Origin of the sequence: Blautia sp. TM10-2 (assembly GCF_003480845.1) — a bacterium.
Lineage (GTDB): Bacteria > Bacillota > Clostridia > Lachnospirales > Lachnospiraceae > Fusicatenibacter > Fusicatenibacter saccharivorans.
The window spans coordinates 54,722-76,993 of record NZ_QUJZ01000019.1; the positions used below are offsets into that span (position 1 = coordinate 54,722).

18 protein-coding genes are annotated in these 22,272 nt (G+C 51.1%); 3 read left to right on the forward strand and 15 right to left on the reverse strand.

Annotated features, from left to right (window positions below):
* The first annotated feature begins 54 nt into the window (after positions 1–54).
* A complete protein-coding gene (locus DXD92_RS16910; protein ID WP_118641113.1) occupies positions 55–1,236 on the forward strand; it encodes a DUF6128 domain-containing protein in 1,182 nt (393 codons plus the stop codon).
* Between the two features lie 8 nt (positions 1,237–1,244).
* Here the strand turns inward: DXD92_RS16910 and DXD92_RS16915 are convergent, their stop codons facing one another.
* The 4 genes from DXD92_RS16915 to DXD92_RS16930 form a co-directional block, all read right to left on the reverse strand.
* Complete coding sequence (locus tag DXD92_RS16915; RefSeq protein WP_118641115.1) at positions 1,245–1,940, reverse strand: anaerobic ribonucleoside-triphosphate reductase activating protein; 696 nt, start codon at positions 1,938–1,940, stop codon at positions 1,245–1,247.
* Positions 1,941–2,042: 102 nt separating this feature from the next.
* A complete protein-coding gene (trpS, locus tag DXD92_RS16920) occupies positions 2,043–3,128 on the reverse strand; it encodes a tryptophan--tRNA ligase (RefSeq protein ID WP_055228307.1) in 1,086 nt (361 codons plus the stop codon).
* Positions 3,129–3,292: 164 nt separating this feature from the next.
* Entirely contained in the window at positions 3,293–4,057 is a 765-nt protein-coding gene (locus DXD92_RS16925) for a YlmH family RNA-binding protein (RefSeq protein WP_022461313.1), read from the reverse strand.
* 66 nt (positions 4,058–4,123) lie between these two features.
* The gene (locus DXD92_RS16930) at positions 4,124–6,268 is read right to left on the reverse strand and encodes a Tex family protein (RefSeq protein ID WP_118641117.1); all 2,145 of its coding nucleotides are present in this window, start codon (positions 6,266–6,268) and stop codon (positions 4,124–4,126) included.
* 209 nt (positions 6,269–6,477) lie between these two features.
* Between DXD92_RS16930 and DXD92_RS16935 the strand changes: the two genes are divergently transcribed.
* Together DXD92_RS16935 and DXD92_RS16940 are read left to right on the forward strand one after the other, a co-directional pair.
* Entirely contained in the window at positions 6,478–6,957 is a 480-nt protein-coding gene (locus DXD92_RS16935) for a hypothetical protein (RefSeq protein ID WP_117801393.1), read from the forward strand.
* A 19-nt stretch (positions 6,958–6,976) separates the two neighbouring features.
* Positions 6,977–7,795 (forward strand): DUF975 family protein, encoded by an 819-nt coding sequence (locus DXD92_RS16940; protein ID WP_118641119.1) that lies wholly within the window; start codon positions 6,977–6,979, stop codon positions 7,793–7,795.
* 89 nt (positions 7,796–7,884) lie between these two features.
* Here the strand turns inward: DXD92_RS16940 and DXD92_RS16945 are convergent, their stop codons facing one another.
* The 11 genes from DXD92_RS16945 to dnaK form a co-directional block, all read right to left on the reverse strand.
* Positions 7,885–9,102, reverse strand: a complete 1,218-nt coding sequence (locus DXD92_RS16945; protein ID WP_055228305.1) for a homoserine dehydrogenase — start codon at positions 9,100–9,102, stop codon at positions 7,885–7,887.
* A gap of 30 nt (positions 9,103–9,132) precedes the next feature.
* Complete coding sequence (locus DXD92_RS16950) at positions 9,133–9,579, reverse strand: ACT domain-containing protein (RefSeq protein ID WP_022461318.1); 447 nt, start codon at positions 9,577–9,579, stop codon at positions 9,133–9,135.
* Between the two features lie 106 nt (positions 9,580–9,685).
* On the reverse strand, positions 9,686–10,531 hold the full coding sequence (locus tag DXD92_RS16955) for a TPM domain-containing protein (protein ID WP_117804610.1): 846 nt from the start codon (positions 10,529–10,531) through the stop codon (positions 9,686–9,688).
* Complete coding sequence (locus tag DXD92_RS16960; protein WP_055218422.1) at positions 10,528–11,637, reverse strand: TFIIB-type zinc ribbon-containing protein; 1,110 nt, start codon at positions 11,635–11,637, stop codon at positions 10,528–10,530. Before DXD92_RS16960 ends, DXD92_RS16955 begins: the two co-directional genes overlap by 4 nt.
* Before the next feature lie 56 nt (positions 11,638–11,693).
* Entirely contained in the window at positions 11,694–12,947 is a 1,254-nt protein-coding gene (locus tag DXD92_RS16965; RefSeq protein WP_022461321.1) for an SPFH domain-containing protein, read from the reverse strand.
* Positions 12,948–13,058: 111 nt separating this feature from the next.
* Positions 13,059–14,166 (reverse strand): peptide chain release factor 2 gene (gene prfB, locus DXD92_RS16970; protein ID WP_117509617.1). Its coding sequence is split into 2 segments (ribosomal slippage): positions 13,059–14,114 and positions 14,116–14,166, totalling 1,107 coding nucleotides; the frame shifts between segments, so codons are not numbered across the junction.
* Between the two features lie 141 nt (positions 14,167–14,307).
* A complete protein-coding gene (gene secA / locus DXD92_RS16975) occupies positions 14,308–16,878 on the reverse strand; it encodes a preprotein translocase subunit SecA (RefSeq protein WP_055218413.1) in 2,571 nt (856 codons plus the stop codon).
* A 234-nt stretch (positions 16,879–17,112) separates the two neighbouring features.
* Positions 17,113–17,640 carry a ribosome hibernation-promoting factor, HPF/YfiA family gene (gene hpf / locus DXD92_RS16980; protein WP_055218411.1) on the reverse strand — a complete coding sequence of 176 codons (528 nt, stop codon included), beginning with the start codon at positions 17,638–17,640 and terminating at the stop codon, positions 17,113–17,115.
* Between the two features lie 301 nt (positions 17,641–17,941).
* Positions 17,942–18,718: a phosphoribosylformimino-5-aminoimidazole carboxamide ribotide isomerase gene (hisA, locus tag DXD92_RS16985; RefSeq protein ID WP_117761694.1), complete on the reverse strand. Its 777-nt coding sequence runs from the start codon at positions 18,716–18,718 to the stop codon at positions 17,942–17,944.
* 167 nt (positions 18,719–18,885) lie between these two features.
* The gene (gene dnaJ, locus DXD92_RS16990) at positions 18,886–20,094 is read right to left on the reverse strand and encodes a molecular chaperone DnaJ (protein WP_117761695.1); all 1,209 of its coding nucleotides are present in this window, start codon (positions 20,092–20,094) and stop codon (positions 18,886–18,888) included.
* Between the two features lie 255 nt (positions 20,095–20,349).
* Positions 20,350–22,227: a molecular chaperone DnaK gene (gene dnaK, locus DXD92_RS16995; protein ID WP_118641121.1), complete on the reverse strand. Its 1,878-nt coding sequence runs from the start codon at positions 22,225–22,227 to the stop codon at positions 20,350–20,352.
* Positions 22,228–22,272: the final 45 nt, after the last annotated feature.

The following is a 22,272-nucleotide window of genomic DNA, read 5'->3' on the forward strand; positions in this document are numbered from 1 at the left end:
AACTGTAGCGCAGTATCTTTTTCTACTCTTTTTACTTCTATGCAGGAGGTTTTTATGTCTGATTACCGGCGTTTCATTGCCTATCTATACGAATACCCGAACAACCGCAAGCGCGGATGCTGCGGCTTTGTCCGCGTGGAGTCGCAGAACGGCTTCTGCCGCATGGACTTCCAGATCAAATCGCCGTCTCTTCCGCCGGAGACCTCGGTCACGGTCTACGGATTTATCCGCCGGTCAGGGCGGATGTACGGCATTCCGCTCGGAAATCTCCTTGCGGGGCGCTCTTCTACGAGCGGAAAACTCTTCACGCACTCCGATGCCATTGGGCAGACGGATGTCACGCTCGACGAGCTTGGCGGTCTGATCCTGCTCTGCCGCCAGACCGGCGTCATCGCCACCCAGTGGGACGATCTTCCGATTCAGCCGGAGTTTTTCGCTCCCACGCTCCCGCAGGAGCCCAAAACCTCCGAAGACAATGGTACCAGACCGACCGAAGAGAAAACTGCCGAAACACCCGAACCTCTGGATCCCGCCGTACCTGCGCAGTCCCTGCCATCATCAGACGCTTCCAAAGCACAGTTCGATGAACTTTCCACAGAATTCAGCAGCAATTCCGAACCTTATCCACAAAATTCCAGCCCGGAATCCACCGTCTCCACAGAATCCACATCAACTGACACGGTAAACACCGTTCCTGCAGACAGGATCACGCAATCATCCGCCAACACACTCCATCCCGCATCCGCGGAATCTGTGAAAACCGCAGAAAGCTATCCCTCTGCCAACCCGGAACCGCCGCAGCCCATCCCGGATTCTGCCGCCCAGCCGCTACATATGACTTCCGCCGATTTTCCCGCCGCAGCAGCCGTGCCGCCGTCCCGGGCTGCTCTCTATCTCCAGCTTCAGGACCAGTTCCCGGAGTTCCATCCGTTCCCAGATGATGATCTGACCGACTGCCTGCGCCTCTCACTCGACGATCTTCCACAGCTCCGCGCCGCCGGTCTTTCGGTGGATGCGAACCGCTTCGTCCTCCATGGCTCCTCGTCCTATCGCCATCTGCTCCTCGCCCGGAACCGCGACCAGCAGGAACTCTGGTATTTCGGCGTCCCCGGCGTCTACACGCCGAATGAGCAGTTCATGGCAAGCCTCTTCGGCTTTTTCCACTTCAAGCAGGCGATGCGCCCCTCCGAGCTCGCGCCCGATGCCCGCTTCGGCTACTGGTACCGCACGCTTTAAAGCGTTTTTTAATCCACGCCGCGGATCTCCACCGTCTCAATCTTTCCGCGCAGGATCTCGCAGAACTGTTCGAGCTGTTCCCTCGCATACCCCGAGAACCTCGGATCAATCACATAATCCGATTCCCGATAATTCTGCAGGAAGTACCGTTTTGCCCCGGAAAGCCACTTTCCGATCGCTTCGATCTCTTCCCTTCCATGCAGCTCTTTGCAGAGCGTTGTCCGGAACTCATAGTCCACCACGCCGCTCTTTAAAAACTCGACCGACTCATTGATCCGCATCACATCGATCTTTTTCACGCCCGCCGTCTCGCCGTACCGGGACGGCGCGTTTTTGATGTCCATGGCGACGTAGTCGATTTTCTTCTCTTCCACTAGCTTTTTCAAAATCTCCGGCCGGTATCCATTCGTATCGAGCTTCACAAGATATCCCAGTTCCTTAATTTTCGTCACGAACCGCTCCAGATCCGGATCCAGCGTCGGCTCACCGCCCGTCACGCAGACGCCGTCCAGCACGCCGCGCCGCTTTTCGAGCACTGCAAAAATCTCCTCCTCCGGAATCACCGGCTCCCATTCGGGATGCTGCACGAGATTTCCGTTCTGGCAGAACGGGCAGCGGAAATTACATCCGCCCGAAAACAATGTGCACGCCACCTTGCCCGGGTAATCCAGCAGCGTCAGCTTTTGAAATCCATGTATGACCATATGCTATCCTCTCCGACCGCAGGACTTCGAACTTTCGTCCGCCCTGCAACAGAAAAAGCGGAACCATAATGTCCGCTTTTTCCATTCATCTTCTATTGGTAATTATTTGCCGTAACGCTCTGCCTGGGAACGGATCAGGTCCAGATCATCAAAATAGTTGATTTTCATGGCTGCTTTGACATCCGCCAGTGTCTGAGCGGCAACTTTTTCTGCCTCTTCGCTGCCTTTTTTCAGCATCTCATAGATCGCCGGAATGTCTTTTTCCAGCTCTTTTCTGCGATTGCGGATCGGCTCTAAGGTCTCCTGCAGTACATTGTTCAGGAACTTCTTCACTTTGACATCGCCAAGGCCGCCTCTCTGGTAATGTGCTTTCAGCTCGTCGAGATTTGCGTAATCCGGCAGATAGCGCTCGAAGTGCTCCGGATGGCAGAATGCATCGAGATAAGTAAATACGGTATTTCCCTCGATCTTGCCCGGGTCGGTGATCTTGATGTGATCCGGGTCGGTGTACATGCTCATGACTTTTTTCTTGATCTCATCCGGCTCCTCGGACAGGTAAATGCAGTTTCCGAGCGATTTGCTCATCTTCGCTTTTCCATCGATACCCGGCAGACGTCTGCAGGAATCATTCTCCGGCAGCATAATCTTCGGCTGCACAAGTGCCTCGCCATAAACCGTATTGAATTTGTGGACGATCTCCTGTGTCTGCTCGATCATCGGCATCTGATCCTCTCCAACCGGAACGGTCGTTGCCTTGAATGCAGTGATGTCGGCTGCCTGGCTGATCGGGTAGGTGAAGAATCCAACCGGGATGCTCGCCTCAAAGTTTCTCATCTGGATCTCCGATTTTACGGTTGGGTTTCTCTGCAGTCTGGAAACCGTAACGAGATTCATATAATAGAAAGAAAGCTCGCACAGTTCCGGAATCTGAGACTGGATAAAGATGGTGCTCTTTTCCGGATCAAGTCCGCAGGAAAGGTAATCCAGTGCTACCTCCAGAATGTTCTGGCGCACCTTCTCCGGGTTGTCCGCATTGTCGGTCAGCGCCTGTGCGTCTGCAATCATGATGTAAATTTTATCGAATTCACCGGAGTTCTGCAGCTCCACGCGGCGGCGCAGTGAACCAACGTAATGTCCTACATGCAGCTTGCCGGTCGGTCGGTCGCCGGTCAGTATAATTTTTCCCATTTTTTCTTCCTGCCTTCCTGATACGTAATCTTCGCAGTCCGCTTCTGTATGAAAAATTTCATGAAAATTCTCATAACTGCGGACCTTCTACATACCCTCTATAATACCGTCTTTTTACAAACACTGTCAATGGTCTTTTCCTGTAAAATCCCTCAAAATATCTATTATGAGACAAATCGTTCAACAGCCACGTACAGCCTTCCCTTTTTCGTCTGGTTCTGCACGCCCACATAGCGGAATTTTCCCATATGGCGCACGGTCACGAGATCGTCCTCTTTTAATGACGCGCTCGGCGATGTCACCAGCTTTCCGTTGATAAACACCTGGCCGCCCTCGATCAGCGGCACCATTTTGCTCCGCGAACTGCTGAACGCCAGCGACAGCACCGCATCGAGCCGCACGGAAGCGACGGAGCCTTCTTTCCGCTCGGTTTTCGGCTCCGTCAGCTCCTCCGGCAGTCCCGCCTCGACTTCACAGTACACGCTCGTATGGCGCACTTTTTTCAGCTCCGCACAGATGTAGTCCGCCATATCCGCCATACAGATCAGATACGCCTGGTTTCCATCGATCAGAATGTCTCCCAGCTTATACCGCTCCACGCCGAGATTCATCAGTGATCCTAAGAAATCACGGTGTGACAGCGCATCCGCAAATTTTTCATTCAGCGGGCTGATGCGCACGACTGCGATCGGAAGCATCGACGCATCACCGTCCTCTGCATAGGATGGCAGAAACAGCGCCGCTTTCCGCTCTGCCGCCTCGTATCCGCCGGACAGCACGTAACGCACGCCCGGGATTTTATTTACCGTACGGTAGAACAGATCCTGCTCCGCCAGCGTCAGAAACTCCGTGTGTGACGGAACATCCCTGTGATAACACTGCTCTGCCAGATCCTGAATCCGTCCGACCAGCACTTCTTCCTCATTCATGGTAATCCCCCTTTGATACACCGCGGGCTGCCCCTGTTTTCTTTCGGGCAGCCCACGTATCACACTTTATTTATCCAGCAGCATCGACAGCCCGATCCGCTTCTTCGCCAGATCAAGGCTGATGACCTTCACTTCCACGATATCGCCGACGCTCACAGCCTCCAGCGGATGCTTGATGAAGCGTTTCGTCATCTGGGAAATGTGGACGAGTCCGTCCTGATGCACGCCGATATCGACGAATGCACCGAAGTCAATGACGTTGCGCACGGTTCCCTTCAAGATCATGCCGACCTTCAGATCCTTCATATCGAGCACGTCGGTGCGCAGGATCGGGCGCGGCATCTCATCACGCGGGTCACGGCCAGGCTTCTGCAGCTCTTTGATGATATCGCGCAGCGTAATCTCGCCGACGCCGATCTCCTCTGCCATCTTCTTGTAATCTTTGATGAAGAACGCCGTCGGTCCCTCGCTGATCTGCTCTGTCTTCATATTTAACTTTGCAAACAGCTTCTCGACTGCCTCGTAGCTCTCCGGGTGCACGCTTGTGCCGTCCAGCGGATTTTTGCCTCCGATAATGCGCATAAAGCCTGCACACTGCTCAAACGCTTTCGGTCCGAGTTTTGCCACTTTCAGGAGCTCTTTTCTGCTCTCGAAACGGCCGTTCTCCTCGCGGTATGCCACGATGTTTTTTGCAATCACCTTGCTGACACCGGAAATGTATTCCAGCAGCGATGCGGATGCCGTGTTCAGATCGACACCGACTTTATTCACGCAGTCCTCAACGACACCGCCGAGCGCCTCGCCGAGCTTCTTCTGGTTCATATCGTGCTGATACTGGCCGACACCGATGGATTTCGGATCGATTTTGACAAACTCTGCCAGCGGATCCTGCAAGCGGCGTGCGATGGAAGCGGCGCTTCGCTGTCCGACATCAAAGTTTGGGAATTCCTCGGTTGCCAGCTTGCTTGCGGAGTAAACGGACGCTCCCGCCTCGTTTGTGATCACATACGCAACCTTCTCCGGGATCTCTTTTAAGATCTCGACGATGATCTGCTCGGACTCACGGCTTGCAGTTCCGTTTCCGACAGAAATCAGGGTGACGCCGTATTTGTGGATCAGATCTTTTACGGTCGCTTTTGCTGCTGCAATCTTCTTCTCGTTCGTCGGCGCGGTCGGATAAACAACGGTGGTGTCGAGCACTTTTCCGGTCGCATCGACAACGGCCAGCTTGCATCCCGTACGGAACGCCGGGTCCCATCCAAGGACAACCTGGCCTGCAATCGGCGGCTGCATCAGAAGCTGCTCAAGATTCTTTCCAAAGACCTTAAGCGAACCGTCCTCTGCCTTTTCGGTGAGCTGGTTTCTGACCTCACGCTCGATGGCCGGAGCGATCAGACGGTTGTAGGCATCCTCGATGGTCGCCTGCAGAACCGGCTTTGTCTGCGGATTCTCTTTGGTGATGATTTTTTTCTCGAGGTAGCGCAGGATTTCTTCCGTCGGCGCCTCAATTTTGACGTTCAGGAATTTTTCTTTCTCACCGCGGTTCAGTGCCAGCACACGGTGTCCGGCAATTTTCGATACCGGCTCGGAAAACTCATAGTAATTCTCGTAAACGGACTCTGCTTTCTCATCCTTTGCTGTCGAGACGATCAGGCCCTTCGCCTCGGTTCTGCGGCGGATCTCCATACGGTAATCGGCCTCATCGGAAATGCTCTCGGCGATGATGTCGCAGGCACCAGCAATGGCGTCTTTTGCCGTTTTGACTTCCTTTTCTTCTGAAACAAAAGCCTCTGCCTCTTTTTCGAGCGGCTCTTTTGTCATCTGCAGAAGAATGATATTCGCCAGCGGCTCCAATCCTTTTTCTTTTGCGATCGTCGCACGCGTCCGGCGTTTCGGACGGTACGGGCGGTATAAATCCTCTACGACCACGAGAGTTGCGGCCTCTTCGATGGATTTTTTCAGTTCTGCGGTCAGCTTGCCCTGCTCCTCGATGCTCGCAAGGACAACGGCCTTGCGGTCATTTAAACTGCGCAGGTACATCAGACGGTCGTACAGATTTCGCAGTATCTCATCGTTTAAGGAACCTGTTGCTTCTTTTCGATATCGTGAAATAAAAGGGATCGTGTTTCCCTCGTCAATCAGTTTCACTGCAGCTTCTACCTGCCACGGTTTGACGTTCAGCTCGGCTGCCAATACCTGATTCATATCCATAGGTAAATTCCTCCTGTTGTCTCTTCCAAAACACGCTGTTCCTTCTCTGTTTTTCCCGCATAAAAAGCGGGACCCTTGGCGGAACAGCCACTCTATTACCTTATCAATAGGTCTTGTTTTTGTCAACCTTACATGATAAAATCTTTACTATAGCTTTTTTGACAGACTGCGTGTGAAACCGCGCTTTTTTGCAGAAGAAAGGACATTTTATGACACCAGAAAATTACGATCCAAACACCAATGAGTCCGGAGATTCCTATCAGTCCTCCCATCCGTACGGCGTGCCTGAGGGCCAGCGTCCCGGACCGTATCAGCATTACCAGCAGCAGCCTCCCGTACAGCCGCCGCGCAGGACGGGTTCGCAGGCCCTTGCGGCCGCTTCGATGGTCATGGCGATCTGCTCCTTTTTGTTCATGCTCAACATGGGGTCCCTGTTTTTCGGCTCGCTCGGCGTGATCTTCGCCCTTTTAAGCCGCGGCGCAGGACGCATGAGCGGCACGGCAAAAGCCGGTCTTGCGGGCTGTACCATCGGCATAATTGTCGGTATCTGCATCATGTATGCTTTCCTGCTTTTCAACATGGTCAGCGGCGGCAGCACCAACCTGCTTGAGCGGTATTACAATCAGTACATGCAGGAATACCAGATGACACCGGATAACGGAACAACCACCGACGGAAATACCATCTAGGTACCAGAAAGGATTTTTCATGAACGGACAAAAACAGAAATTTTCAGAACTGAAAAAGCAGGCCCGTGAGGCCATGGCAGGCCGATGCGGCACGCTGGTGGGCGCAACCGCGATCAACCTGTTTCTCACCTTCTCCTGCTCCCTCATCCCGACGCTGATTTTTTCAGGCACAACGCTGTACGATATCATTTTCCTGAATCTGACGCTGTTCCTGTTTTCCCTTCTCCTCAGCCTCTTTCAGGCGGGCTACTTAAAGATCTGCCTCTCAACGCTGCGCGGGGAACCGATTTCCGTCGGTGATATGCTCTACGCTTTCTATCACCACCCGGACCAGTACGTGCTGATGTTCCTTATCATCAACGGCATCAGCTCCGTGATCGCCCTGATTTCCAGCATTCCGGGCTTCCAGTATCTTTCCTCCCCGAGTGCGGAACTGACGCTTGGAACAGCACTTTCCATTGATGCCGAGCTTTCTTCGCTCATGAATGTTTACGTTTATAAGCTGATCGGCTCTCTCGTTTCCACGCTGGTGCTGGTTCCGTTTTCCCTTTCCACCTTCGTGATGAACGACGCTCCCGGCATCGGCCCGATCCAGGCGATCCGTCAGAGCTTTGTGCTGATGAAAAAGAATTTCTTCCGCTACATTCTGCTGCTCCTCAGCTTTTTAGGACTTGAGATCCTTGCATCCTGCTCCTGCGCCATCGGCTTCTTATGGGTGATGCCGTATATGCAGATCACGATGGCTGCGTTCTATCAGGAACGGAAAGATATCCTGTATCCGGCATCGGAACCGGTGGGATATGATACGGATTCCTTTGGATCCGGCACAGATCTTTAAAAATAAATCTTAAGATAATTAAAAAGACGTTTCACACCCCTTGCTTTACGGCTGTGAAACGTCTTTTTAGTTATGTCTATTTCGAGATCTTAAATTCTCGCGCGGATTCTGCTCTGGATTCCGTCGAGTTTCTCTGCTTTTTCTCTGTACTCCTGCTCTGTGATTTCGCCTGTGATGAATGCGAACTCCTCGGACAGACTTGGAACTGCTACGATTTCTACTTTTCCGAACAGCTCCTCGATCTCACTCTGGCGCTCTGCGGCGTGGCCGGATACGCGGACGAAGAAGCGGCTCTTCACATCATCGATCTGCAGCAGGTTCAGTTTCTCCTCGCTCCAGCTCATCATGATGTTTCTGCCTTTGTTCTTTGCGCAGTCTACAACATCGGCTACAACGGCACTTGCGGTCGGGAGTTTTCCTGCTCCGCTTCCGTAGAACATGGCATCACCTAGTACATTTCCGTGGATGAAGATGGCGTTGAAGACACCGTTTACGCTGTACAGCGGGTTTTTCGCGTCAATCATCACCGGGCTTACCATAGCGTAATACTGATCACCCACCTTGCGGCTTGTTGCGAGCAGTTTGATTGCGGTTCCCATCGAGGTCGCATATTTGATATCCTCTGCGGTGATCTTTGTGATTCCCTCGGTGTAAACCTCTTCGTAATTGACTTCTTTTCCATAAGCAAGAGAAGAAAGAATCGCAATTTTACGGCACGCATCGTAGCCTTCTACATCTGCTTCCGGGTTGCGCTCTGCGTAGCCGAGGCGCTGTGCCTCTTTTAATACATCCGCGAAATCGGAACCGTCGCTTGCCATTTTGCTTAAGATATAGTTCGTGGTACCATTTAAGATACCAGTTACTTCATCGATCTCATCTGCAGTCAGGGAGGAGTTTAACGGACGGATGATCGGGATACCGCCGCCGCAGCTTGCCTCAAACAGATAGTTTGCGCCGTGCTCTTTTGCAATTGCAAGAAGCTCGGTACCGTGTCTTGCCACCAGCTCTTTGTTGGATGTGCAGACGCTCTTTCCAGCCTCCAGCGCACGTTTTGTGAATGTGTAAGCCGGCTCAACGCCGCCCATGACCTCGACAACAATATCAACCTCCGGATCGTTTGCGATCACTTCGTAATCATGTACCAGCACTTTTTCCACTGGATCTCCCGGGAAATCTCTTAAATCCAGAACGTATTTGATATTAATCTCGTTCTCTGCTCTCTTGTTGATGCTGTCATGGTTCGTGTTGATGACTTCTACCACGCCGGAACCAACGGTGCCATATCCTAATACTGCAATCTGAATCATCTCTTTTGTCCCTCTCTTGCTTTTTCTTTTTCAGGACTCCTGTCCTAAAATTTTAAAATAATGAACTCCCTGTCTGGACTCAATCTCGTTGATCATCTCCGAGGCGTCTCCCCGGTCTTCCGCGATATCCACGCTGATTGTCAGTGACGCCACGCCGTTTAACGGAATCGTCTGATGAATGGTCAGAATGTTTCCGTGAAACTCGGCGATAATCTTCAGCACATCGGAAAGCAGTCCCGGCTCATCGTCCATCTGCAGAATAAACGTAATCGTTTTTCCTTTTGCATTGTCATGAAAAGGAAGAATATCATCTTTGTATTTATAGAAAGAGCTTCTGCTGATTCCCGCTTTTTCCGTTGCCTGCTGCACGGTAAGCTCCTGCATATCCATCAACCGTTTGGCCTCGATGACCTTCAAAAGGACCTCGGGAACCGCTTTTTCTTTGATTACATAGTACTTTGTTTTCTCTTCTCTCATGGCAATCCTCTACCTTTATACTCTTTCCAGGAAATACATTTGTTTTCACAGGAAAGATCGTATCATATTCCGACACAATACGCAAGGAATTTTTTCGAATCGGTTTTCAGAAGCCAATGCTTCCGCCGCCGTGACTGTTTCCGCTCGACGAAGTGTGAACGGTGCTTCCGCCGCCACCTCCGCCGCCAGAAACGCCTCCGCCGTGGTTTCCATCATCCTTCTGGATTTTGTGCATCGATACATGACGGTCGATCAGCGCATCCCTGCGGTCTCTGATGTTTACGCGTTTCAGATCCGCATAGCTCTTTGCACCACGGTTTTTCTTTCGTCTGTAGCTCTTCCAGATTCCAAAATAAACAAGAATTCCTGTCGCAGCCGCTGCGATAACAGAAATAAGAGCTTCCGTGCTGTTGATTTTGCGGTAATGAATAATGGAACCGTCTTCTGTAATCAGATAGTCCGCATCGGAAACGCCTCGGTCGAAGCATTCCTGCGTCATCGTAATCATTTTTGCAAAGGTTCCCGCATAGTCGCCGTCTTTCGCGTAGCCCTGCGCCGCCTGCAGGATATCATCAATTTCCGCATCGGACATGTAATACTGCATAATACCAGATGTCGAAATCACAATCTGGCGCTGTCCCATATCGATGAGGAAGCAGACACCGTTTGGCTCTTTCGGATACTTTTTGTCATAAAAATCATCTGCAATCGCCTGACAGTCCTCGGAACCACTGCTGCGCTCGGTCAGGATGACCATATGGAGCTTTGTATTGCGCTCGAACTCTGTACAGGATCTCTCGAGGTCCTGCTCCTCCTCATCGGAAAAAAGTGATGCATTGTCGTAGACATACTGGGATTCGGCTTTTACAATATTCACAGAAAAAACTCCGCACAGCAGAAGGGCCGCAAAAATTCCGAGCAGATATTGTCCTGCTTTTTTCATTCTTCTCATGCGAAATACCCTCCTATCAGCATCACAATCAGGACCAGAAGAGCACTCACAGCCGACGTCAGAAGGGCTCTCTTCCGCTCATAGGGAAAATCGCCGTTGATCGTTCCGGTCTGGCCGTTCATCGCATAGTAGTAAACCTTCCCGTCCTTTCCCGGATACGTCAGCGTCCAGACGGGAAACAGGACGTAACGCCAGTTCTCCTGCTTCGGGGAAAGGTTCATTTTTTCCTGCTCGAGGGAGATATATTCGTTCGCCTCATTCCGCATGGCGCCGCGTGCCATCGTCTCCAGTTCTTTTTTCAGTTCCGGTGCGATCTGCTGCTGTTCGATATCACGCTTTTCCGCCTGAAAGCCGGAAAGGTACCCCATGGAAAACGGCTGCATCTCCTCCAGACGGTATGGCTGTACGCATTCGATCAGATCGCGGTCTGCCTTGTTCAGAGCGTTACGCGACAGACCGTCCACACGGACCTCTCCCTCCCGGCGGACATCGTAGATGCTGGTCTCTGTGTACTCCACATCACCGGTCTGCCAGACTCTCACCTTCCGGCCGCGCGCTATGTAATCCGTCTCAAAGTCTCCGCCGTAAATCCAGTACGGGAAATAGACACCTGTCATCTTCTGTACCTGACTCTTTTCGAAAAAGTCCTTCGGAATAAAGTGTTTCTTCCGGGTAAATGACAAAAATTTCTCGATTGCCTGCTCCTTGCTGATTTTGAACGGCAGCACAAAATCCGGCATATATTCTCCCGAAAGCCGGCCTGAAAGCACCACCGGATTGTGGCAGTAGAAACAGTATGTCGCTGCCGTCGTCGCATCGGTCACAATCTCGGCGCCGCAGTTCGGGCAGGTGTAGACAACTGCTTCGCCCTGCTCTGTTTCCCCTTTTGTTTCCTCCGTACTGCTTTCCTTCTGTGCATCGGATGCTTCCTGTGCACCGGCAGCATCGTCCTCCCCGTTCAGCGCTTCCGCTGCTTTCGGGTTCGCCTTTTCGGCTTCTTCCTGTGTAAACGAGGACAGGCAGTACTCGCATTTATACTTTCCGCTTGCCGGATCGAAGGTCAGATCGCCTCCGCAGTTCGGGCATTTGTATGTAATAACCTCCATATTCTATCCCTCCTTCCCCGGAGCCGCTGTTGTATTGGATGGTTATCTGTTTTCTTTTACTGTCTTGGTTTTCCGCAGTTCGAGCAGAACTTGCCGGTATTCTCCGTTCCGCATGCGCAGACCCATTTTCCTGCCGCTTCCGGTTTCGGGCTGCCACAGTTCGAACAGAATTTACCGCTGTTCTCGGTTCCACACTTGCCGCAGATCCACACCATCGGCTTTGCACTTCCGCAGTTTGAGCAGAAATTGCCGGTGTTCTCCGTTCCGCAGGAGCATTTCCATACGCCTTTTGCAGCTTCCTGCTGTGCCTTGGCTGCCGCCTGCTGCTGCATCTGCTGCTGATTCGAAGCGGACGCCGATGCAAACGAGGAACCGAAGGCATTCATGCCCATCTGAACACCCATAAAGCCGTTCATGGCTCCGTTTGGGTTGGCTGCTGCTTTCTCCATACTGCGTGCCATCGCTCCCTGTACATAGCCCTCACGGATCGATGGATCAGACATCATCGCACCTTCGTTGCGCATCTGGATCAGTTTCTGGGAAGCTTCATCGTAGGAAAGGCTTGCGATTGCCACGGACTGGATCTCCATGCCGCGCATTGCCCGCCAGCTCTCATCCATCGCATCTGCCATGTAGCGGGACAGCTCGGCGCTCTTGGATGCTGCGAACGAAATGCGGATGCCGTCGGCTGCCATCTGATTGATCGAGGACTGCAGGCCCTCTAAAAATTCGTTCATATACTGCTCGTTGATATCCTCGATCTCTACGCGGGATGCGTTTCTCGGCACAGCCTCTGCGTAGAAGCGGAGCGGATCGATGATGCGGATGGAATAGGAACCGTGTGCCCGAAGGAACAGCTCGGCATTGTAGAACTGGTCGAAATAGTTGACCGGATTTCTCGTTCCGAATTTGATTCCCTTGATTTCCTGCAGATTAATATAGAAAACTCTCTGCTCATGCGGGGTCTGGCCGCCGAATTTCAGGCGCTCAAACGTATCTTTTACGGCTGCGTCAAGCGATCCGCTGAACATCGACGGAGACGATGACTGGTCTACGGTAAAGTAGCCCGGCTCTGCGGTGTAATCAATGATCTTTCCGCCGTCCACCAGCATCATAAACTGATTGTCATAGACATGGATCACAGAACCGTTTGAAATCGTCTGGCTTCCCTTTTTATTCTGGCCTTTTCTTACCAGAATTCCCTCTGTAAATACCGTATGTTCCCCCATCTCATACGGTTCCACGGTCTCCAGCCACTGATCGGCGAAACTGCCGTGTACTGCATTGACTGCTGCTCTGATAATACCCATACTTTTACCTCCTGTTTGCCTTTGGCTTCAAAACAGAAAGGAGCATTTCCGTCCTCTGTTGGTGAAAATGCTCCTTATTTTACTTGTCACTGTGCTCTGCCCACAGCCGAATTATGCTTCTTCCTCTTTCGCTCCGGTTCCGAGGGCAATCCACTTCAGATATGCGTTGATAAACAGATCAATTCCGCCGTCCATGACTGCATCGACGTTTCCGGTCTCTGCGTTGGTACGGTGGTCTTTGACCATGGTGTATGGCTGCATAACGTAAGAACGGATCTGGTTGCCCCAGCCGATCTCGGTTACTTCGCCGCGGATGTCGCTCAGCTTATCTGCCTGCTCCTGGAGTTTCAGCATATACAATTTTGCTTTCAGCATCTGCATTGCCTTGTCCTTGTTCTGGAACTGGGAACGCTCATTCTGGCACGTAACCACGATGCCGGTCGGCATATGCGTGATTCGGATCGCCGATGACGTCTTGTTGATGTGCTGTCCGCCGGCACCGCTGGAACGGTACGTATCGATACGAATATCCTCATCACGAACCTCAACATCGATCTCTTTGTCGATATCCGGCATAACATCGCACGATACGAACGATGTCTGGCGTTTTCCTGCCGCGTTGAACGGAGAAATACGGACGAGACGGTGAACTCCTTTTTCGGATTTCAGATAACCGTAAGCGTTTTCGCCGTTGACCTGGAATGTCACGGACTTCACACCGGCCTCATCACCGTCCAGAAAGTCGAGTTCCTCGATCGTAAAGCCTTTGCGTTCTGCCCATCTGGTGTACATACGGTACAGCATGCCGCACCAGTCGCACGCCTCGGTTCCGCCTGCACCTGCGTTCAGTTTGATGATCGCATTGTCCTTGTCAAATTCGCCGGACAGCAGGGTTTTGATGCGGATGGCATCGAAGGATGCCTTGAACTCTTCCATCATTTCCGCGATTTCCGGAACAACGGAATCGTCATCCTCCTCCTGTCCCATCTCAATCAGAGTTTCCATATCTTCTTTGGCGGATACCAGTTTCTGATACGTATCTCTGTCCTCTTTCATGCTGCTCAGCTGTTTCATCTGCTCCTGCGCTTCTTCGGGGTTGTCCCAGAAATTGGGTTCCTCCATTTTACGCTCTAATTCTTCGATCCTCTGCTCTTTGTTAGCGAGGTCAAAGTGAATCCCTCACTTCCACTAATGGTTTATCGTATGTGCCAAGTTCCATTTTGAACTGGTCTAATTCAACTACCACAAGCTTCACCTGCTTTCTGTTTTATATTTTGTATGACACGCAGCTTCTGGTAGGGAAGCTGCGTGCTTTGTCAAACGGATCGTGCTCATCCGTCTCACTGCTGTTCTGCTTTTATCAAACCGGTTTTCTTCCGCAGCACTGTTTGTACTTCTTGCCGCTTCCGCACGGGCATGGATCGTTTGGATAGATCTTACGCTCTGCGCGCTGTACCGGTTTTCTCGGGCCGGACTCGTCTTTGTTGGTTCCGGTCACTTTGGCTACCTGCTCACGTTCTACTTTCTGCTCAACACGTACATGGAACAGGAGACGGACGGTATCCTGCTGGATGGACTCGAGCATTTCGTTAAACATGTCGTAAGCTGCCATCTTGTACTCAACCTTCGGGTCTCTCTGGCCGTATGCCTGCAGACCGATACCCTCGCGGAGCTGATCCATATCATCGATATGATCCATCCACTTCTGGTCGATAACCTTCAAAAGAACGACACGCTCAAGCTCACGAATCTGCTCCTCCTCCGGGAATTCTGCTTCTTTCTCCTCGTAGAGTTTAACAGCTTCCTCTTTTAACTGCTGTTTCAGCTCGTTTTTGGAAATCTTCTCTACGCGCTCTTTTGTCACTGCCTTCACCGGCATGATGGAAAGCAGCATCTCATTTAATTCTGTCAGATCCCATTCGGACTGCTCTGTGTTCTCGCCGATGCAGAGATCTACGGTATTGTCGATGGTATCGGCAATCATCTTGAAGATGGTATCTCTCATGCTCTCGCCGTCCAGTACGCGGCGTCTCTCTTTGTAGATGATCTCACGCTGCTCGTTATTGACCTGGTCATAGTCGAGCAGGTTTTTACGGATTCCGTAGTTGTTGCCCTCGATCTTCTTCTGCGCTTTTTCGATGGCGGAAGAAAGCATCTTGTGCTCGATCTGCTCATTTTCCGGTACGCCGAGGGATTTGAAAATGCCCATCAGTTTTTCGGAACCGAAGAGTCTCATCAGATCGTCTTCCAGGGAAATGTAGAAACGGGACTCACCCGGGTCTCCCTGACGGCCGGAACGACCGCGGAGCTGATTGTCGATACGGCGGGACTCATGACGCTCGGTGCCGATGATCTTTAAGCCGCCGGCAGCTTTTGCCACATCATCCAGCTTGATATCGGTACCACGGCCGGCCATGTTGGTCGCGATGGTAACGGCTCCTGCCTCACCGGCATGGGCTACGATTTCTGCCTCGAGCTCATGGAACTTCGCATTTAAGACCTGATGCGGAATTCCCTCGCGGCGCAGCATTTTGCTGATCAGCTCGGAAGTCTCAATGGTGATGGTACCAACCAGAACCGGCTGGTTCACGGCATGTGCCTCTTTGACTTCCTCTACGACTGCGTGGAATTTCTCTTTTTTCGTCATGTATACGGCATCGTCCATATCCACACGGATGACCGGGCGGTTGGTCGGGATCTCGATAACGTCCATGCCGTAGATGTCACGGAACTCCTGCTCCTCGGTGAGGGCAGTACCGGTCATGCCGGCTTTTTTCTCGTATTTGTTAAAGAAGTTCTGGAACGTGATGGTTGCCAGAGTCTTGCTCTCTCTTCTTACTTTAACGTGCTCTTTTGCCTCGATTGCCTGATGCAGACCATCGGAATAACGGCGGCCCGGCATGATACGGCCGGTGAACTCATCGACGATCAGAACCTCGTCGTCTTTGACTACGTAGTCCTTGTCGCGGTGCATCAGATAATTGGCACGCAACGCCAGGATCACGTTGTGCTGGATCTCCAGGTTCTCCGGATCGGAGAGATTCTCGATATGGAAGAAGTTCTCGACTTTCTTCACACCGTCATCGGTCAGGGTAACGAATTTGTCCTTCTCGTTGACGATGAAGTCTCCGGTCTCCTCGATCTCCTCGCCCATGATCGCGGTCATCTTGGTCATCTCGCCGCTTGCCTCGCCGCGCTGCATCTGGTGTGCCAGAATATCTGCGGTCTCGTACAGCTTGGTGGATTTGCTGCTCTGTCCGGAAATAATCAGAGGTGTTCTTGCCTCGTCGATCAGGACGGAGTCGACCTCGTCGATGATACAGTAAGCAAGCTCTCTCTGTACGAGCTGCTCCTTGTAGATCACCATGTTGTCACGCAGGTAATCGAAACCAAGTTCGTTGTTGGTGATGTAGGTGATGTCGCATGCATACTGCTGGCGGCGCTCATCGTTCTTCATATCGTTCAGAACGACACCGACGGTCAAACCGAGGAATCTGTGGACTTTGCCCATCCACTCAGCATCTCGGTTTGCCAGGTAATCGTTGACGGTAACAATGTGGACACCGCGTCCGGTCAGTGCATTCAGGTAAGCCGGAAGGGTGGAAACGAGGGTTTTTCCTTCACCGGTTTTCATCTCAGCGATACGGCCCTGATGGAGGATAATACCACCGATCAGCTGTACGCGGTGGTGTTCCATACCGAGGGAACGTTTTGCTGCCTCGCGGACGGTTGCGAATGCTTCCGGGAGAATGGAATCCAGGGATTCGCCTCCGTTGTAGCGGTCTTTATATTCCTTTGTCTTGGCACGCAGCTCTTCATCGGTCAGCGCCTGCATGGTCGGGCGGAGAGCTTCGATTTTGTCTACAATTGGATAGATTCGTTTCAGCTCGCGCTCACTGTGCGTACCAAAAAGTTTTTCTGTGAATTTCATAGAATGTTTGCTCCTGCTTTCTCTATTAATTGCCATATTAACATATGGTACTATTCTACCACTTCTGGCACAAGATAACAATGAATTTTTCGTAAACATTTGGTGCCGTTCCCCGGTTTTCCGCTGTTTTTACGGCTTTTCCCGGACTTTCCGGCCCTTTCCGCGAAAAAGTCACCCTGTTTCACAGCTTTTCTAAGCTGGAAACAGGGTGACTGTTCATTCTTTATTTACTTTTCAGCACTCCGGCTCGATCAGACCGTAGGTGTTGTTCTTTCTCTTGTAAACGACGTTTACTTCGTCGGTCTCTGCATTGCGGAATACGAAGAAGGTGTGTCCAAGAAGTTCCATCTGTACGCAGGCATCTTCCGGATACATTGGTTTCATGCCGAATTTTTTCGTACGGATGATCTGGATGTCTTCGTCCTCCAGATAGTCATGCTCCAGATATTCTTTCTGGAAGTTTCCTGCTTCCTGCTGTTTGTCGGCAATTTTGTTTTTGTATTTGCGAAGCTGGCGTTCGATGACTTCCTCTACCAGATCGATGGATACGTACATATCGTTGCTTACCTGCTCGGAACGGATGATATTTCCTTTTACCGGAATGGTAACCTCAATTTTCTGTCTTTCTTTCTCTACGCTTAAGGTTACAATGACATTTGTGTCAGGCGTAAAATATTTCTCCAGTTTGCCAAGTTTTTCGTTGACCGCGGCTTTTAATCCCTCTGTCACGTCAATATTTTTTCCGCTGATGGTAATTTTCATTATGCCCAACCCCTTTGCTCTCAAATTTTACAGGTTCTTCACTTCCCCTGTAAGTAACTCTAATTATAGCAATAGTTGTCTCTATTTGCAATAGTATTTAGAAAATTCATGAATATTTTAGAGTTTTTTCTGTTACAGTTCACTTGTATCTTATTTTTGACAGATTTCATGCTCGCATGAAAATCTGTCAAGAATAAGATACAAAGGGAGCGCCTGGTTATGAGCAAAAAGGAGCTGCGCAGCAGCGGAGAGCGCTGAAAGCGCGGTTTTGCGAATGGCGCGGGTGAACGTCCGTTTCCGCTTACCGGCGGCATACTGCCAGCACGTCTTCAAACTTCATTTTGCCGCCGAACAGATCCAGTGCACTGCCAATTGTCACATCGACGTGGTTGTTTCCCAGTTTTTTGAGCAGCTCCAGGTCTTCAAAACTTCCCACGCCGCCGGCGTACGTCACCGGAAAATCTTTCATCTTCGCAAGCAGTTCCACCAGCTCCGTCTCAATGCCGGAAGCCTTTCCCTCGACATCCACGGCATGGATCAGGAACTCATCACAGTATTCTGACAGGTGATGCAGCAGTTCCTCTGTCACTTCTTCGTCCGTGAACTTCTGCCAGCGGTCCGTCACGATATAGTATTTTCCGTCCCGCTTCCGGCAGCTTAAATCCAGTGTCAGCCGCTGCTTTCCTACCGTCGTCACCAGCTTGTCCAGATTTTCATAGAACACATGGCCGTCGCGGAACACATACGAAGTCACAATCACATGGCTTGCCCCCGCTGTCAGAAACTCGCACGCATTCTCCGCATCAATGCCGCCTCCCACCTGCAGGCCGCCCGGGTACGTCGAGAGTGCCAGCAATGCCTGGCGCTTCGTCTCCTCGTAAAACTCGGTACCTTCCTTGTTCAGCAGAATCACATGGCCGCCCGTAATGCCCTGCTCTTCGTACAGCTGCGCATAGTACGACGCATCCTGCTCCGAGACAAAATTCTCGCTCGCCTGATTTCCCTGATCTTTCAGCGATCCCCCGACAATCTGTTTTACTTTTCCGTTATGAATATCAATACATGGTCGAAATCTCATTTTCCCCGTTTCCTTTCTTTTCTCTCCCCTTAAGTTTTCCACATTATATCAAAATCCGACCATTCTGTGTATAAATTCACCAAATTTTCATGGTTCTTTCATAGAAAAGAAAGAAGAACCTGCTTTTTCCACAGATTCTTCTTTCTTTTCCGGCTTGCCACCGTTCTTTATTTATCGATGTCCTCAAAGGCCTCTTTCACTTTATCCATAAAGCCTTTTTTCTTCTTCGGCTGCTCTGCAGTTTCGCCGTCGGCTGCTTTTTCTTCTGCTGCCGGGCGGTTTCCGCAGGCTTCGTCGAAGGCGCGGAGGGCCTCTTTTGCTTTCTCATTCAGTTTCGTCGGAGTCTGGACTACGAGTGTTACGTAGTGATCACCGCGCACATTGCTGTTGCGAAGGGACGGAACACCTTTTCCCTTCAGACGGATCTTCGTATCGGTCTGGGTTCCCGGTTTTACAGTGTAGAGAACGTCCCCGTCAACGGTGCTGATCTTCACATCACCGCCGAGTGCTGCCTGGGCAAACGTAATCGGTGCAGTGGAGAAGATGTTCATATCCTGTCTCTGGAAGATCGGATGACGGGTTACCTGAACCTCGACAAGCAAATCTCCTCTCGGTCCGCCGTTTACACCCGGCTCACCTTTTTCACGGATCCGGATGCTCTGTCCATCGTCGATTCCAGCCGGAATGTTGACCTGAATGCGTTTTCTGCTGGATGTATAGCCCGTGCCGTGGCATGCGGTACATTTATCGCGAATGATCTTTCCGGTTCCGTTACAATCCGGACAGGTCGTCACGTTTCTCACAGAACCGAACATGGTCTGCTGTGTGTACGTAATCTGACCAGTTCCGTTACATTTGGAGCATGTCTCCGGTGAAGTTCCTGGTTTTGCGCCGGTTCCGTGGCACGTTGTACAGGTATCCTTCAGGTTGATCTCGAGCTCTTTCTGGCATCCGAAAACAGCTTCCTCAAACGTAATGTGGACAACAGCGCGGAGGTTTGCTCCCTTCATCGGTCCATTGTTTGCTCTTCTTCTGCTTCCGCCGCCACCGAACAGGTCGCCGAAAATATCGCCGAAGATATCACCCATATCTCCGCCGCCAAAGTCGAAGCCGCCGAATCCGCCGGCTCCTGCGCCGCCACCGCCGTTTTCAAATGCAGCGTGGCCAAACTGATCGTACTGACGCCGTTTGTCCGGATCACTCAGCACGCCATAGGCTTCTGTCGCCTCTTTAAATTTTGCCTCGGCCTCTTTGTCGCCCGGGTTCATATCCGGATGATACTTTTTTGCCAGTTTACGGTATGCTTTTTTCAAGGTTGCATCGTCCGCTCCGCGGTCTACACCAAGCACCTCATAATAATCTCTTTTTTCTGCCATTTATGTTCACCTTTTTCATTTCTGTTTCGCAAAATACTGTTTCAGCATCTGTTTATGCTCAAACATATTTTACTATAACACATGTCAAAGGACAATGCCAGTACTTCCGCAAAAGCAAACGGCTGTCCTGTCCATCGACATAAATACAGGGGGCGGAATCGGATCCGTCCCCCGTAAATACCAGCCTCACAGGGCCCTTTCTGTATCTTATTTATTGTTTCAACTCACAGTCGGTATTTCACCGGGTCTGATTTGTTAAACCTCTTTGTAGTCAGCGTCTACGACATCGTCGTCATGGCCGCCTGCCGCTCCTGCATTTCCCATATCCGGGCCTGCACCTGCTGCTCCAGCACCAGCGCCTGCTGCGCCGCCCTGCTGCTCATACAGTTTTGCAAACAGTTTCTGAGCGCTTGTCATCAGTTTTTCCTGAGCTGCTTTCAGATCAGCTACCTGTGCATCGGTCATCTCTTCCGGATTGCATTTTGCAATGAGATCTTTCAGTGCGTTCAGGTCAGCTTCTACTGCTGTTTTGTCGTTTGCATCAAGCTTGTCGCCGACTTCCTCGATTGCTTTCTCGGTCTGGAATACCATGGAGTCTGCATCGTTTCTTGCGTCGATTGCTTCTTTTCGTTTCTTATCCTGAGCCTCGAACTCAGCAGCTTCTTTGACTGCTTTGTCGATCTCGCTGTCGGACATGTTAGAGCCTGCGGTGATGGTGATGTGCTGCTCTTTTCCTGTTCCCAGGTCTTTTGCAGATACATTTACGATACCGTTGGCATCGATATCAAAGGTAACCTCGATCTGCGGAACGCCTCTTCTTGCTGGCGGAATTCCATCCAGACGGAACTGGCCGAGGGATTTGTTGTCTTTCGCGAACTGACGCTCACCCTGTACAACGTTGATATCTACTGCAGTCTGGTTATCTGCTGCTGTGGAGAAGATCTGGCTCTTCTTGGTCGGGATTGTGGTGTTACGCTCGATCAGACGAGTTGCAATACCTCCCATGGTCTCGATGGACAGAGACAGTGGAGTTACATCCAGAAGAAGGATATCGCCTGCGCCGGCGTCTCCTGCAAGTTTACCACCCTGTACGGAAGCACCAAGTGCTACGCACTCATCCGGGTTCAGGCTCTTGCTCGGCTCATGTCCGGTCAGCTGTCTTACTTTATCCTGTACAGCCGGGATACGGGTAGATCCGCCTACCAGAAGGACTTTGGAAAGCTCGGATGCCTGAAGGCCTGCATCAGAAAGTGCTCTCTGTACCGGCTCTGCGGTTTTCTCTACCAGGTCGTGGGTCAGCTCATCGAATTTAGCCTTTGTCAGGTTCATATCAAGATGTTTCGGGCCATCTGCGGTTGCAGTGATGAACGGCAGGTTGATGTTGGTTGTAGTTGCGCTGGAAAGCTCTTTCTTTGCTTTCTCTGCTGCTTCTCTGATTCTCTGCAGAGCCATCTTGTCGTTGGAAAGATCTACACCTTCCTGTTTTTTGAACTCAGCGAGGATATAATCTGTTACTTTCTGGTCGAAGTCATCGCCGCCCAGACGGTTGTTTCCTGCTGTGGAAAGAACTTCGATAACACCGTCACCGATCTCGATGATGGAAACATCGAAAGTACCGCCGCCAAGGTCGTATACCATGATCTTCTGCTCTTTCTCGTTATCCAGTCCGTATGCCAGAGCTGCTGCGGTAGGCTCGTTGATGATACGTTTTACATCAAGACCTGCGATTTTACCGGCATCTTTGGTAGCCTGACGCTGTGCGTCGTTGAAGTAAGCCGGAACGGTGATAACTGCTTCTGTTACTTTCTCACCAAGGTAGTTCTCTGCATCACCTTTCAGTTTCTGAAGGATCATAGCGGAGATCTCCTGCGGAGAGTATTTCTTTCCTTCGATGTCTACTTTATAATCAGTACCCATCTCACGTTTGATGGAACGGATGGTTCTGTCTGCGTTTGTTACAGCCTGACGTTTTGCCGGCTCGCCGACCAGACGGTCACCTGTTTTTGTGAATGCTACGATAGATGGAGTTGTTCTTTCACCCTCTGCGTTTGCGATAACGGTTGGTTTTCCACCTTCCATAACGGCTACACAGCTGTTTGTTGTTCCTAAGTCAATACCAATAATTTTGCCCATTGTTGTTTCCTCCTCAATGAATTATGCTAAAAAATGGTTTAATTT

Excerpts from the sequence above, each read along its gene's own strand:
- dnaK (WP_118641121.1), bottom strand. The coding sequence starts at position 22,227 with ATGGGCAAAATTATTGGTATTGACTTAGGAACAACAAACAGCTGTGTA.
- hisA (WP_117761694.1), bottom strand. The coding sequence starts at position 18,718 with ATGAGATTTCGACCATGTATTGATATTCATAACGGAAAAGTAAAACAG.
- DXD92_RS16960 (WP_055218422.1), bottom strand. The coding sequence starts at position 11,637 with ATGGAGGTTATTACATACAAATGCCCGAACTGCGGAGGCGATCTGACC.
- hpf (WP_055218411.1), bottom strand. The coding sequence starts at position 17,640 with ATGAAAATTACCATCAGCGGAAAAAATATTGACGTGACAGAGGGATTA.
- dnaJ (WP_117761695.1), bottom strand. The coding sequence starts at position 20,094 with ATGGCAGAAAAAAGAGATTATTATGAGGTGCTTGGTGTAGACCGCGGA.
- DXD92_RS16930 (WP_118641117.1), bottom strand. The coding sequence starts at position 6,268 with ATGGATATGAATCAGGTATTGGCAGCCGAGCTGAACGTCAAACCGTGG.
- DXD92_RS16940 (WP_118641119.1), top strand. The coding sequence starts at position 6,977 with ATGAACGGACAAAAACAGAAATTTTCAGAACTGAAAAAGCAGGCCCGT.
- secA (WP_055218413.1), bottom strand. The coding sequence starts at position 16,878 with ATGAAATTCACAGAAAAACTTTTTGGTACGCACAGTGAGCGCGAGCTG.
- DXD92_RS16925 (WP_022461313.1), bottom strand. The coding sequence starts at position 4,057 with ATGAATGAGGAAGAAGTGCTGGTCGGACGGATTCAGGATCTGGCAGAG.
- DXD92_RS16945 (WP_055228305.1), bottom strand. The coding sequence starts at position 9,102 with ATGATTCAGATTGCAGTATTAGGATATGGCACCGTTGGTTCCGGCGTG.
- DXD92_RS16915 (WP_118641115.1), bottom strand. The coding sequence starts at position 1,940 with ATGGTCATACATGGATTTCAAAAGCTGACGCTGCTGGATTACCCGGGC.
- DXD92_RS16950 (WP_022461318.1), bottom strand. The coding sequence starts at position 9,579 with ATGAGAGAAGAGAAAACAAAGTACTATGTAATCAAAGAAAAAGCGGTT.
- DXD92_RS16910 (WP_118641113.1), top strand. The coding sequence starts at position 55 with ATGTCTGATTACCGGCGTTTCATTGCCTATCTATACGAATACCCGAAC.
- trpS (WP_055228307.1), bottom strand. The coding sequence starts at position 3,128 with ATGGGAAAAATTATACTGACCGGCGACCGACCGACCGGCAAGCTGCAT.
- DXD92_RS16935 (WP_117801393.1), top strand. The coding sequence starts at position 6,478 with ATGACACCAGAAAATTACGATCCAAACACCAATGAGTCCGGAGATTCC.
- DXD92_RS16965 (WP_022461321.1), bottom strand. The coding sequence starts at position 12,947 with ATGGGTATTATCAGAGCAGCAGTCAATGCAGTACACGGCAGTTTCGCC.
- DXD92_RS16955 (WP_117804610.1), bottom strand. The coding sequence starts at position 10,531 with ATGAGAAGAATGAAAAAAGCAGGACAATATCTGCTCGGAATTTTTGCG.